At 44.4% G+C, this 13,173-nt stretch carries 13 protein-coding genes; 5 read left to right on the top strand and 8 right to left on the bottom strand.

The window, feature by feature from the left end; all coding sequences use genetic code 11:
• Positions 1 to 67: 67 nt before the first annotated feature.
• From K1I94_RS00445 to K1I94_RS00435, 3 genes are all read right to left on the bottom strand, one after another.
• The gene (locus tag K1I94_RS00445) at positions 68 to 1,234 is read right to left on the bottom strand and encodes a MalY/PatB family protein (protein WP_223314077.1); all 1,167 of its coding nucleotides are present in this window, start codon (positions 1,232 to 1,234) and stop codon (positions 68 to 70) included.
• 1 nt (position 1,235) lies between these two features.
• The gene (locus tag K1I94_RS00440; protein WP_223314076.1) at positions 1,236 to 2,393 is read right to left on the bottom strand and encodes a cystathionine gamma-synthase; all 1,158 of its coding nucleotides are present in this window, start codon (positions 2,391 to 2,393) and stop codon (positions 1,236 to 1,238) included.
• Positions 2,394 to 2,489: 96 nt separating this feature from the next.
• Positions 2,490 to 4,118, bottom strand: a complete 1,629-nt coding sequence (locus tag K1I94_RS00435) for a putative polysaccharide biosynthesis protein (protein WP_223314075.1) — start codon at positions 4,116 to 4,118, stop codon at positions 2,490 to 2,492.
• A gap of 86 nt (positions 4,119 to 4,204) precedes the next feature.
• Between K1I94_RS00435 and K1I94_RS00430 the strand changes: the two genes are divergently transcribed.
• Entirely contained in the window at positions 4,205 to 5,650 is a 1,446-nt protein-coding gene (locus K1I94_RS00430) for a UDP-N-acetylmuramoyl-L-alanyl-D-glutamate--L-lysine ligase (protein WP_223314074.1), read from the top strand.
• 45 nt (positions 5,651 to 5,695) lie between these two features.
• Here K1I94_RS00430 and K1I94_RS00425 read toward each other — a convergent pair whose 3' ends face one another.
• Entirely contained in the window at positions 5,696 to 6,451 is a 756-nt protein-coding gene (locus tag K1I94_RS00425; RefSeq protein WP_223314702.1) for a CPBP family intramembrane glutamic endopeptidase, read from the bottom strand.
• A gap of 220 nt (positions 6,452 to 6,671) precedes the next feature.
• Between K1I94_RS00425 and K1I94_RS00420 the strand changes: the two genes are divergently transcribed.
• From K1I94_RS00420 to K1I94_RS00405, 4 genes are all read left to right on the top strand, one after another.
• Positions 6,672 to 7,457, top strand: coding sequence for an ABC transporter ATP-binding protein (locus K1I94_RS00420; RefSeq protein ID WP_223314073.1), 786 nt, complete (start codon positions 6,672 to 6,674; stop codon positions 7,455 to 7,457).
• Between the two features lie 79 nt (positions 7,458 to 7,536).
• Positions 7,537 to 8,472 (top strand): iron-hydroxamate ABC transporter substrate-binding protein, encoded by a 936-nt coding sequence (locus tag K1I94_RS00415; RefSeq protein WP_223314072.1) that lies wholly within the window; start codon positions 7,537 to 7,539, stop codon positions 8,470 to 8,472.
• A gap of 99 nt (positions 8,473 to 8,571) precedes the next feature.
• Positions 8,572 to 9,591, top strand: a complete 1,020-nt coding sequence (locus tag K1I94_RS00410) for a FecCD family ABC transporter permease (protein WP_223314071.1) — start codon at positions 8,572 to 8,574, stop codon at positions 9,589 to 9,591.
• Positions 9,581 to 10,585, top strand: a complete 1,005-nt coding sequence (locus tag K1I94_RS00405; protein ID WP_223314070.1) for a FecCD family ABC transporter permease — start codon at positions 9,581 to 9,583, stop codon at positions 10,583 to 10,585. The genes K1I94_RS00410 and K1I94_RS00405 overlap by 11 nt, the downstream gene beginning before the upstream one ends.
• Before the next feature lie 27 nt (positions 10,586 to 10,612).
• On the opposite strand, the gene K1I94_RS00400 is transcribed toward K1I94_RS00405, so the two are convergent.
• The 4 genes from K1I94_RS00400 to K1I94_RS00385 form a co-directional block, all read right to left on the bottom strand.
• A complete protein-coding gene (locus tag K1I94_RS00400) occupies positions 10,613 to 10,807 on the bottom strand; it encodes a CsbD family protein (RefSeq protein ID WP_002894655.1) in 195 nt (64 codons plus the stop codon).
• A gap of 100 nt (positions 10,808 to 10,907) precedes the next feature.
• On the bottom strand, positions 10,908 to 11,561 hold the full coding sequence (locus tag K1I94_RS00395; RefSeq protein WP_223314069.1) for a DUF1803 domain-containing protein: 654 nt from the start codon (positions 11,559 to 11,561) through the stop codon (positions 10,908 to 10,910).
• Positions 11,554 to 12,066, bottom strand: coding sequence for a YiiX/YebB-like N1pC/P60 family cysteine hydrolase (locus K1I94_RS00390; protein WP_002913117.1), 513 nt, complete (start codon positions 12,064 to 12,066; stop codon positions 11,554 to 11,556). Before K1I94_RS00390 ends, K1I94_RS00395 begins: the two co-directional genes overlap by 8 nt.
• 92 nt (positions 12,067 to 12,158) lie before the next feature.
• On the bottom strand, positions 12,159 to 13,094 hold the full coding sequence (locus K1I94_RS00385) for a manganese-dependent inorganic pyrophosphatase (RefSeq protein ID WP_223314068.1): 936 nt from the start codon (positions 13,092 to 13,094) through the stop codon (positions 12,159 to 12,161).
• Between the last annotated feature and the right edge of the window lie 79 nt (positions 13,095 to 13,173).

Here is a 13,173-nt window from a genome sequence, read left to right as displayed (position 1 = left end):
ATACTCCTCTTTCAAAGGATTGTCAATCATTTTTCTCACTTGAAACAAATTTCAAAAAATTTTTGATTTATTTTGGCAGTACCTCTGCAATACGGGAGCAGATTTCTTCAACCATGGTCTCTGGAGCAGCAACATTTAGGCGGGCATGGCCTTTGCCTTCTTGACCAAAATCACTTCCTCTATTCAGGACGACCTTTGCCTCTTCTCGTAGCAGCTGAAAGAGCTGGTCATCTGTCAGGCCATAATCTGAAAAGTCCAGCCAAATCAGATAAGTCCCTTGAGGCTTCATGACCCGCAGGCGCGGTGCTTCCTTGGCAAAATAATCAACCACAAAATTCACATTTTTCTCAAGAACTTCCTTGAGCTCCATCAACCAAGACCAACCGTAACGATAAGCTGCTTCTGTCGTTAAAAAACCAAGACCAGGAATTTCATGCTGATTGTTGGCCAGCTGGCGTTTTTTAAACTGATGTCTCAAGCTAGGATTCTCAATCACTGCATAGGAATTTTTAGTCCCAGCAATATTAAAGGTCTTAGTCGCACTGGCTAAAATCAGGCTAAAGTCCTTAAAGTCAGGCGAGACAGTATTGAAAGACTGATGTTCATGGCCAAACAGCGTCAAGTCTTGATGGATTTCGTCTGAGACCAAGAGAACGCCGTACTTTTGGCAGAGGCGGCCAATTTTCTCTAACACTTCCCGTTCCCAAACTCGACCTCCGGGATTGTGCGGGTTGCAAAGAACATAAATCTTGACTTCATTATCTGCAATGTCACGCTCTAGCTGCTCAAAGTCAATCTGAAAGAGACCGTCCTGCTCTATCAGAGAATTGGTAATAAGCTGACGATTATTGAGCTTGACACTGCGGGCAAAAGGAGGGTATACAGGAGTGTTGATTAGAACGGCATCGCCTTCCTTGGTAAAGGCTTGGATAGCCGTTGAAATAGCAGGAACAACCCCCTCGATAAATACCAAAGCTTCCCGATCAAAGGTATAGTCGTGCTCATCTCGCTCCCAATCTAGCACGGCATTAATCAGCTCTTCACTGGCATAGGTATAGCCATAAACTAGCTGATTAGCATAGTCATGAACAGCTTGCTGGATTTCAGGCAGGACTTCAAAATCCATATCTGCAATCCAGGCTGGCAGAACTTCTTTGTCCTTCTCCGCTTCTTTCCATTTATAAGTATGATGCCCTACACGACAGGGGGCTTTTTCAAAATTATATCTTCCCATATTATTCATTCTCCAAGGCTGCACGTAAATCGTCTACCAAATCTCGACTATCCTCAATTCCAATCGACAGGCGCAGCAAATCATCAGTCAAGCCATAAGAATGACGCACTTCCACCGGAATGTCTGCGTGAGTCTGGGTCGTCGGATAGGTAATCAAGCTCTCCACTCCTCCTAAACTTTCCGCAAAGGTAAAGACTTTCAGGCTATTTAAGAGATGAGGAATCTTCCCTTCATCCACAACTTTAAAGGAAATCATACCACCCTTACCTGGATAGAGAACCTCTTTTACCGCAGGAGATTTCTTCAAAAAATCAACCACTTCTTGCGCATTCTGAGTAGAGCGCTCCATACGGAGAGCCAGTGTCTTGAGACCGCGCAAAAGCAGATAGCTGTCAAAAGGAGACAAGACTGGTCCAGTTGTATTGAGATTATAGAAAAGTTTGTCATAGATACCAGCGTCATTGGTCATGATAGCTCCAGCCAAGACATCATTGTGCCCGCCCAGATACTTGGTCGCAGAGTGTAGAACAATATCTGCTCCATCCTCCAGCGGTCTTTGGTAAATAGGACTGTAGAAGGTATTGTCCACAATGACAGCTGCTCCTCGCTCATGAGCTGCTTGGGAAATGCGGGCAATGTCAAACTCTACCATAAGAGGATTGGTCGGTGTCTCGATATAGACAATATCTATATCCTCTGTCAGATTGTTCAGTAGTTCTTCTTCTGTATTGGCATAGGTAAAGGCAAAGCGCCCTTCTGCTTCAGCCTGAGCAAACCAGCGGAAAGAGCCGCCATAGAGATCCCGAACAGCTAAAACCTTACTGCCGACTGGAAAGGCACTAAAGGCCAGCACAATAGCCGACATACCAGAGCTAGTCGCTAGGGCATAATTTGCGCTTTCGATAGCAGCCAGAGTCTCTTCCAAGCTAACCCGCGTTGGATTCTTGGTCCGAGTATAGTCATAACCTGTTGACTGGCCAAACTCAGGGTGCTGGTAGGTCGTTGAAAAATGCAGGGGTGTTGTTAAAGCACCAGTTGTTTCATCTTTTTTTACCCCAGCCTGAGCCAGTAGTGTATTTAATTTTACGTCCTTACTCATATTAACCTTCCAATCCTTCGCTAATATTTCACCCTCTATTGTAACATCTTTTGAAAACATTTTTCTTTTTTCTTTTCAAGAGCTAGCTATAGTTTGAAACTATAATGTTAAAGTTTTAGAAAAACAAATCTAAAAATTAAAAAGCCCTGCGGCTTTTTAATAGATATGAAAGCGTCGGCGCAGACTAGCCGCTTTTGAACCGATAAAGCGATCCATAAGGCGAACTTTGAGCGCCAGTCCGCCGTAGACAGCGAGGCCAATGCCGCCAATAAGCGCTATATAGACAAAGCTGGAAATCCGACCGCTTGGATGAAGGAAGAGACCGATAAGAAGCTCTGCCACCAAGACAAAGATGGTCATCAGGACTGTCAGAATCACTGACAGGAGGCTCCGCTTAAAGAGATTCTTAGGATTCAGACCTGTTACCTTGCGAATTTTCTGATACATGAGCAGGATTGGGATAATCAAACCAACTGTCGTCGCAAGAAGAGGACCATAAGCTTTAAAAATATAAATCAACGGCACTTGCAGCACCAACTTGACTCCTACTCCATACAGGAAGTAAATAATCGCCTTTCTATTCTGGAAGAGGGCCTGAATCATCGGAGCTAACACCGTATATAGACTGAGGATAATGGTCTGCAGCATAGCAAAGATGAAAAGTCCCAGTGCTAAGCCATCTGGCTTGCCATAGAAGACAGTATACAGAGGCTCCGCAACCAAAACAGCACCAATAGTTGCTGGCAGGATAAAGAAAATCAGCATGCTGAGATTATCCTGCACCAAGCGTGCAGCCGATCGGAAATCACCTTTGACATAGTTCTCAGTCAAGAGAGGAATCCCGACACCGCCGATAGAGGTAGCCACTGCAATTAAAATCATGGTAATTTTATTAGGATTGGCTGAGAAATAGGCAAACTGAACCAAGAGCTCGGACTTGCTGTACTTGCTAATCCAACCCATGACATGGATAAAGGTAGCTTGGTCAATAATCTGAAAAAGCTGAATGGCTGATCCTGTGATAATGAAAGGAATGGCTTCTCGGATGGTATCCCAGAGGAGAGCACGGCCATTGATCTCCCCCGCATTGGCAGGCTTATGAAGGATAGAAGTCAGCATCCCTGTCTTCCAGAGATAGAAGGCTAAGACAGCCATGCTAGCAAGCATACCGATAAAGGCGGCAAAGGTGGACTGGGTAACCGCTTCTACATAGTTGCCAGAGCCGATTTTCATGATGAAAAAGGCTGTCAGCAGCATCCAGATAACCCGAATGACCTGCTCCGCAATCTGACTGATGGCATAAGGCTTGAGATTGTTAAAACCTTGGAAAAAACCTCGGATAACACTCATCGATGGGAATATCAAAACAGCCAAAGACAGACTCTGCATAACCGGAACCAAGTCTGAACCACCGCCAGACATACTGGCAAAAACCGGTGACAGCAAGTACATGATGACAGCAAAGACAGCTCCCAGAAGCAGCATAAACTTGAGAAACTCTCGGATGAGAGTGAAACTGTGCTCTTCCTTGTCAATGGTATTGTACTTAGCTACCTGCTTGGCCACTGCCACTGGCACACCGGCTGTCGAAATCAGTAAAAACCAAGCATATATATTATAACCCATAGTAAAAAGGCCGTTGGCCTCAGCGCCGTGCTTGCCCATCCAAATATACCAAGGAATGATATAGATGGCACCCAGAAGACGGCTGATAAAATTGCTGGCAGTTAACCAGGCAGTTCCCCGCAGCATCTGCTGCTGCTGGCTTGTTGTTTCTTGGCTCATAGAAAACCTCTTCTATTTATTCTTCTTTTATTATAAACTTTTCCTTGCCTCTTGTAAAACCCAGCCATAAGGTTTACAATAGATTTATGATTAAAATTGAAACCGTATTAAATATTTTAAAAGAAGACCATAATTTTCGTGATATTGTCAAAGACGGAGAATACTTTTTCTCCTACAGCGGCTTGACTTTCGATAGTATCAGTTATGACAGCAGGGAAGCGGATGCCTCTACCCTCTTTTTTGTCAAGGGTGAGGCTTTTAAGAAAGAATTTCTAGAAAAAGCCGTCTCAGCTGGCCTACGCTTTTATATCAGCGAGACAGACTTTCAAGTGGGCATTCCGGTCCTCTTGGTCAACGATGTCAAGCAAGCCATGAGTCTCTTAGCCATGGAATTTTACGGCCATCCTGAGAAAAAGCTCAAACTGCTGGCCTTTACTGGCACCAAGGGTAAGACAACTACAGCTTATTTTGCCTATCAAATCCTTTCCCAAAGTCATCACCCTGCCCTGCTCTCAACTATGAACACCACTTTGGATGGCGAGACTTTCTTCAAGTCAACTCTGACTACACCAGAGAGTCTGGATCTTATCAAAATGATGGCCCAAGCCCTTGAAAATGATCGGACTCATCTCATCATGGAAGTTTCCAGTCAGGCGTATCTCAAGAAACGGGTCTATGGTCTAACCTTTGATGTCGGTGTCTTTCTCAATATCAGCCCCGACCATATCGGCCCCATTGAGCATCCTACTTTTGAAGATTACTTCTACAATAAGCGGCTCTTGATGGACCATAGCCGAGCAGTTATCGTAAATAGCGGCATGGACCATTTCCAAATCGTGAAAGAGCAAGTCGCTTCTATGGAACACGATTTCTATGGAGCAGGCTCTAGTAACACTATCACGGATTCTCAGGCCTTCAGCTTTGAAGCTGCTGGCAAGTTAGCTGGCCACTACGATATCCAGCTCATCGGCCGCTTCAATCAGGAAAATGCAATAGCAGCTGGTCTTGCCTGTCTGCGACTGGGCGCTAGCCTAGAAGACATCAAAAAAGGAATTGCTGCAACCCGAGTACCAGGCCGTATGGAAGTTCTGACTCAGAAAAACGGCGCCAAAATCTTCGTTGACTACGCTCACAATGGCGTCAGCCTCAGCAACCTGCTGTCTGTGGTAGAGGAACACCAGAAGGGCAAGATTATCCTCCTCTTGGGTGCTACCGGCAACAAGGGTGAAAGCCGCCGCAAAGACTTCGGTCTCTTACTCAATCAGCATCCTGAGCTAACCGTTATCTTAACCGCGGATGACCCCAACTATGAAGATCCTCTAGCCATTGCGGAGGAAATCGCATCCTACATCTCCTATCCAGTGGAAAAAATAGCCGACCGTGAAGAAGCCATCAAAAAAGCTCTCAGTCTGACTGAGCGAGAGGGAGATGCCGTCATTCTAGCTGGCAAAGGAGCAGATGCTTACCAAATCATAGAAGGAGAAAAAGTAACCTATCCAGGGGACTATACCCTTGCTGAAAAGTATTTATAAGAAAAAAGGCGTGGATATCGCCTTTTTATTGTCGTTTTGTAAAAATTACCGCCATTTAATCAGTACATACATCAAGCTGGAGCCAAACATATCCGCCAAGGCGTGCATGAGAAAGAAAGGTAGGAGGTTCTTGACCTTATACTTGTAAAGGAAATAGTAAAAGAGACCATACACCACTCCGATAACCAAGGCCCACAGCATACCCTGATAGGTGTGGAAAGAAATCCGAATGATAGTAGAGTAAGCCAGAGCCCACCACTTATACTTATCCCTAACAGAGGTCATAAGCCCCAGAAAGAAGAATTCCTCATAGAAGCCATTGAGAAGTCCGTAGAGGATGGCCATAGGTGTCAGTTCAGCAAATTTCCGGAAAATTTCTAGCAGGTCCACATAGGACCAGAGGGTTGGATCAAAGTAATTATACTCGCCGCTCAGTGTCGTTACAATGTCACCAAAGAACCCTACCACTACAAAAATAAGAGGAGTCCAAAGGAGAACCGACCAGCTCATACGAATAGGAAGCTGCTTAAAGTCAAAGCGCCGAAACAATAGGTAAAGAATGGTCAAGACCAGCATCAGCAGCTGAAAATTGAAATTGCTAGAAAAAGCTGCTCCCTCGCTGGCTGTATTGGTCACCGTTTCAGTCGCTCCTGTGCTGGAAGCTGGCGCAAAGCTAGCTAAATAAAGCTCCGTTGAGCGATAAATAAACTGCCCAAACATGAGCAGGGTAATCACTGCAATATCAAACCACCTCAGCTCTTTCAAAGGCTTAGAGGGGCGTAGGTTTGTCAATAATTTCATCATATTTCCTTTCACCACCTGTAAATTTATATCATCATTTCAGGTTCTTTTTTATATTTCTATCTTAGCATGAAAAGCTTAAATTTTTATTATTTACAAATTTATAAAACTTTTTTATTTTATTTTTATTAAATTGTCAGAAAACTCTTTTTTTAGAAAAATTTTTATGGTATAATAAAAGATGTAATTCTGATAGAAGAATCAGCCAGAAAGGAAGTCTATGTCCATTATCTCTGCAGCAAGTATCCAGGTCGCCTACGATCAAAAGGTTATTATTGACGGACTGGACTGCCAACTCGCCGAGGGAAAGATTACAACTATTATCGGTAGCAATGGCTGCGGTAAATCCACGCTTCTCAAGGCTTTTACCCGTATTTTGCCGACAAAAGCTGGCAGCATAACTCTGGATGGACAGTCCATCGCCCTACTGCCGACCAAGGAGGTGGCGCAAAAGATTGCCTTGCTGCCCCAAACCATGGAGGCGACCGATGGCATCACTGTTTATGATCTGGTCTCTTATGGCCGCTTTCCGCATCAAACTGGCTTGGGGCGGCTCAGTACAGAAGACCGGGAAAAAATCTGCTGGGCCATGGAAGCAACTCAGGTCAGCGAATTTTCGGACTGGCAGGTGGATGATTTGTCTGGAGGTCAGCGCCAGCGCGTCTGGATTGCTATGGCTTTAGCTCAAGATACAGAGACTATTTTTCTGGACGAGCCGACCACCTATCTGGATATGAATCACCAGCTGGAAATCTTGGAGTTGCTGAATGACCTCAACCAACTCAGCGGAAAAACCATTATCATGGTTCTGCATGACATCAACCTAGCTGCCCGCTTTTCCCATCAGTTGATTGCTATGAAAAATGGGCGTATCCGGTATCAAGGAAGTGTTGAGCAGGTCATGACATCGGATATTCTGAGAGACATTTTTCAGATTGAAGCCCAGATTATTCGGGATCCTATTCAGGATAAGCCGCTCTGCCTCAGCTATCAGCTCGTTAAATAAGTCATGTATTCATAGATAAGTTTCCCATATCTTCTTCATGGATACAGCTTCTAAACTTTTTATAGAATTGGAGGAAAAAATGAAAAAGTTTTTATCATTTGCCACCCTTACTGTTACCATCTTCCTTTTAGTTGCCTGCGGCAGCTCATCTAAATCTGAAAACTCTGCCTCTTCAGACAAGGTCGAGCTATCCAGCAAGCCAAAAATTGATGGATTTCACTACTACGGCGATATTCCTAAAAATCCAAAACGGATTGCCAGCCTCTCCTCAACCTACACCGGCTATTTGCTGCAACTAGGTTTCGACCCTGTCACTGTAACATCCTATGATGCTAAAAATCCTGTCCTAAAGGAAAAAGTCAAAAACGCCAAGGTCCTGATGCCGGAAGATTTGGAGTCTATCGCCAAGCAAAAGCCAGACCTTATCGTGGTAGATGCCAGTGACAAAAATATCGATGAACTAAAGAAAATCGTTCCAACTATTGCCATTGATTATGGAAAAAATGACTATTTAGAAATCCTGAATCGCTTTGGCCAAATCTTTGGCAAGGAAAAAGAAGCTGATCAATGGATTGCCGATTGGAAGAGCAAAACAGCTGATATCGGCAAGCAGTTAAAAGAAAAGCTGGGGCAAGATGTCACTTTCACGGTTATCGGGCTATATGAAAAGGAAATCTACCTCTTCGGTAACAACTGGGGACGAGGTGGAGAAGTCATCTACAAATCTCTGGGATTTGATGCCCCACAAAAGGTGAAGGATGAAGTATTCCCGAGTGGCTACTTGCAAGTCAGCCAAGAAACGGTGAGTGAGTATATTGGCGATTATGTCCTGGTTGCAGCTGAAGATGATAAAACAGGCAGCGCTCTTTACGAAAGCGATGTTTGGAAATCCATTCCCGCTGTCCAACAGAACCATATCTTAAAAGTGGATGCCAACGCCTTTTATTTCAACGATCCATTGACACTTGAATACGAACTCAAAACCATTCAAGATGGCCTTGAAAAAATGAACTAGGCCATTCCTTGCAGAAATTCAGACTAGTGAAAAAACATTGCTAGTAAGCGATATATATCATGACAGCTATTTGATTTTCGACTATATAAAGGATTCCAGATGACGCTTCATACACTCTTTACTCAAAAAAATAGGCCAAACATCTTTTGGCTTGTTTTTTTCTCCCTCATTCTCCTGCTGATTGGCGGACTCTATCTCTACCTGCGCTTTGGCATTCCCAGCTACTCCCATCGGCAACTGATAGAAACGCTGAGCCATCCTTTCAAGGAAAGTCCAGCCCAGAACATCATCATAGATCTGCGCTTACCTAGAGGAATAGCAGCTCTGCTAGTCGGAGCTAGCTTGGCCGTGTCAGGTGCCATCATGCAGGGGATTACCCGCAATGCTATTGCTGATCCGGGACTTTTGGGCATCAACTCTGGAGCTGGTCTAGCGCTCATCTGCGGTTATGCCTTTTCTAAGAGTATACACTACAGTAGCATCCTCCTGCTCTCACTTGCAGGAGCCTGTCTAGCCAGTATTCTGGTTTTCAGTCTCTCCTACCATCCTAGAAAAGGTTTTGAGCAACTACGACTCGTCTTATCCGGTGCCATGGTAACAACACTCCTGACTGCTATCGGACAAGGCTTGACCATTTACCTCAACCTGACCAATGCTGTCATCGGTTGGCAAGCTGGAGGGCTTCTAGGAACCAATTGGAAAATGCTGCAAATCATTGCTCCCTTTATCTTATTAGGCCACTTACTGGCTCAACTATTTTCTCACCAACTAACCATTCTCAGCCTCAATGAAACAGTAGCCAAGGGCTTAGGCCAGCGAACGACTCAGATAACCCTGTTCTTTCTGAGTATTGTTCTACTGTTATCAGCGACAGCCGTTGCCCTAGTAGGAAGCCTAGCCCTCGTCGGACTGATTATTCCACACTTTGTCAAAACCATCAGTGGCAAGAACTACCAAAAAATCCTGCCACTGACGATGCTAACAGGAGCGCTCTTTCTACTAATTTGTGATTTTGCTGCGAGTCATATGGTAGGTCTGCCTCTTAGCTCTATTATCAGTCTCGTTACGCTGCCAGTCTTCCTGTGGCTGATGAGAAAGGGGGCCTTCTATGAGAGATAAAAAACGGATTCTTTTGGTTCTAGTAAGCCTCAGCCTCCTGACTTTCCTAATTTTCCTACTATCTCTATCATCAGGCGATCAGGAATTTAACGTCGGAGAAGCTTTTCGATATCTGCTGGGGCAAGGAGATGATGGCAGCGCCTTTATCATGGAGCAGATCCGCCTGCCTCGAATTCTGGTCTGCCTTCTAGCAGGAGCTTCGCTAGGGATGAGCGGTGTACTACTGCAGACCTTTACTCGAAACCCACTTGCCGATTCAGGAACCTTGGGAATCAATGCAGGAGCTGGTGTTATCATTACTCTTGCTATCAGCAAGCTAGAAGTGACCGATCCTTTCTATATCCGCTATCTTCCCTTCATCGCGACCTTTGGCGGTATGCTGACAGTAGCCCTCATTTACCTGATTTCACATCAAAAAGGCCAAGCTATCAGTCCCGTCAAGCTCATTATTGCTGGCGTAACCTTGTCAACCATCCTGTCTTCCAGTATGATTGCCATCACCGGCCGTGTCAATCAGAACAAACTGACCTATGTAGTTAGCTGGCTAGCTGGTAAGATTACGGGCAATAACTGGGAAAGTCTAGCTATTTCTGGCCCCTTCTTGCTTTTATTCTGGCTGCTGACCTATCTGCGCTCCCACAAGCTCAATATCCTCAGCCTAAATGATGAAACAGCTCTAGGCCTGGGGCTTCATCTAAAAAGAGAGCGGCAGATAACCCTGTTATTAGCCAGTGCTCTCGTCGCCTTTAGTCTATCCCTAGCTGGAAATATAGTCTTCATCGGTATGTTGGCTAGCCATATCAGCAAACGATTCCTACCTAGCGATCATCGCTTGCTCTTTCCAGCCGCTATGCTACTAGGTGCCCTTATCATGACAGGGGCAGATACGATCACAAGAACCTTCCTCATCGGAAGCTCCGTCCCAACAGGCATTTTGATTTCCATTATTGGAGCCCCCTATTTCCTCTACCTTATGTATCAGCAAAAAAAATAATCAGCCGAATAATCGACTGATTGTTTTTTATTTATCCAAGCTGTTTTTGATTCCTTCTACAGCACCTTCTACAGCTTCTTTAGCATCTTCAGCAACTTCTTTGGCTTTAGCAACTGTTTTTTCTACAAAGCCTTCTGCTTCTGTCTTATTATCTCCTGTAACTTTGCCCACGCCTTCTTTAACAGCGCCTTTAGCTTGATCGAATTTATTTTCTAGTGACATATGATTGCCTCCGTTCTTTTTTACAGTATTTGATACCGTTTACAGTAGTATAAGTTTTTTCTTTTCAAAGGTCAAATATTCTGCTCATTCTACAGGAACATCAGTCCAGCTGTAAAGTCAATCTCTCCTTATCAAAGCTGGCCTTCAACTCATACTTACCTGCTTCGTTTTGCCGAATATAGCCCAAAATCACTAGGCTATCGACAAAAATGTCCCGCCGCTTCTGCATGAGCTCATCCTTGCGGACATACTTGAGGAGAAAGGTTGTCATATACTTGAGTGCATATTCGGGATTGACATCGCCCAAGACAGCATAGAGGGGCTTTTGTGCCTCAGACAGGGGATATTGGCGCTGCATCTTGTAAAAATAATTAGCCAAAGTCAGCTTATCCCGCTGAAAATCTGTCTCTTCCAGCAAAACAGCCGCATTGGTCTGATTGGAAAGCCGGGTCTCAAAGCTCAGCCCCAATAATTCCTGATAGAGCGGACTATCATCACGGATAAAGATTTCCTGATCCAAACGCACATCCTCCAAACTTTCCAAAAGAGGCAGGGTCAGGTAATATCGCTTGTTCTCCCGCCGGATGTAGCCAGCCTTGATAAACTCCTCTATTGAGCGGTCAATATTAGCCACGCCCTCAAACTCTCTCTTAATCTCCCGCAGAATCACTGCCTCATGCTGATCCAAATAATCAATCAGCTCCTGAAAAAAAGGCTGGCGCGTCAAACGGCTGGGATTGATGATTTTAATCATGTAGTTCTCCTTTGTAGATGAGTTTTCTTGACTGAGCCAACTGGCTAGGATTCGTCCCAGGCTGACCTAGAGGAACCACTAAGCCCAAGTCCCGATAATATTCCTGCCAAAAATCAGAAATCAGATTTTCCTCATCGCCAAACTGCATGGGAATCGTATCAAAAATCGGCAAAATCTCTGCAATATACTCCGAACAGTAAAAACCATCGGACTGCGGATAGAAGCTGAAATTGTATGGCTTTCCTAGATGCAATTTGGCCTTTTTAAAGACAACATCTGCATCAATAGCTGGATAGCGATATACGTCATAAACATCCTCATCCTGCAAAAAATCAGACAAATCTTGATTGACAACCCCCTTCTCATGGGTTGCATGATAAATCTCACCATTAAAAAAGATGGCCACATGACTGTATGAACCAGTTGCTGCTCGGATTGCAGCAGCAATTTCTGAAGATCCGACTGTAAAAATCAAATCTCCGTCTTGTAAATCTTGAATCTTCATTTCTCTCGCCTATCAAAAAAGGAGCCGAAACTCCTTTTTAGTATGAGGGGAATGGTCCCTCATCTAGTAACTTATTTAACCAAATAAGCTCTTTAAGCACTAAAGCTTTCTGTCAGTTGAGGCACCACTTGCTTCTTACGAGAAACAGCGCCTGCTAGGAAAGCATGGTTGTTTTCAAGAACAAAGTTGAAGGCTGCTTCGACCTTGTCCATATTGCTTCCGATAGCCAAAATTTCTGAGTTTGAGTTGATAATATCTGTAATCATCAAGACAAAGTCAGAGTAGCCATTATCAGCGATTGCTTTTTCAATAGCAGCTTCGATTTCTGCTTGACGCTCCAAAACTTCAGCAATATCAACTGTGTTAACTTGTGCTACACGGACCTTATTTCCGCTCAATTCAAAGGTTTTAGCATCGATGTCAATCAACTCTTCTGCAGACTTGCTAGCCAAGTTTGTACCTGCCTTAAGCATTGCCAAACCATACTCTTCCAAGTTGACACCAGCCAGCTCAGCCAATTCTGGTGCAATGACCTTGTCAGTCGGATGAGTTGTTGGTGACTTAAGCAAGAGAGTATCAGAGATCAAACCAGACAGCATCAATCCTGCAATTTCTTTTGGAACTGCTACACCGTGCTCCTTGAACATGCGGTAAACAATAGAGGAAGCAGATCCCACTGGCTCCAAGCGCATGTAAAGTGGACTAGCTGTTTCAAAGTTAGCAACACGGTGGTGGTCCACCACGCCATAAACTTCAACTTCTGCAATATCTGCCACAGACTGCTGGAATTCATTGTGGTCTGTCAGGATAACTTGTTCAGCTCCTTCTGCCTTGGCAGATGTAATCACGCGCGGTGCCGCCACGCCAAAGTAATCTAAAACAAAGGCTGTTTCTTCATTAGGCTCACCCAGAGCAACAGCTTCTGTATCCAAGCCATAAGCTTCGCGAGCCAAGTAAGCAAAAGCGTAAGATGAACCGATAGCATCTGAATCAGGATTTTGGTGACCGAAAACTAAAATTTTAGACATGATAAACCTCTTCTTTTATATAATGTTTATTGCATTTATTTTACCACAATTACAGGCATTTCACAAAAACAGAAGGGCA

Source organism: Streptococcus sanguinis (assembly GCF_019929145.1).
GTDB classification, from domain to species: Bacteria; Bacillota; Bacilli; order Lactobacillales; family Streptococcaceae; genus Streptococcus; species Streptococcus sanguinis_U.
This window is presented reverse-complemented; position numbering and strand designations above follow the sequence as displayed.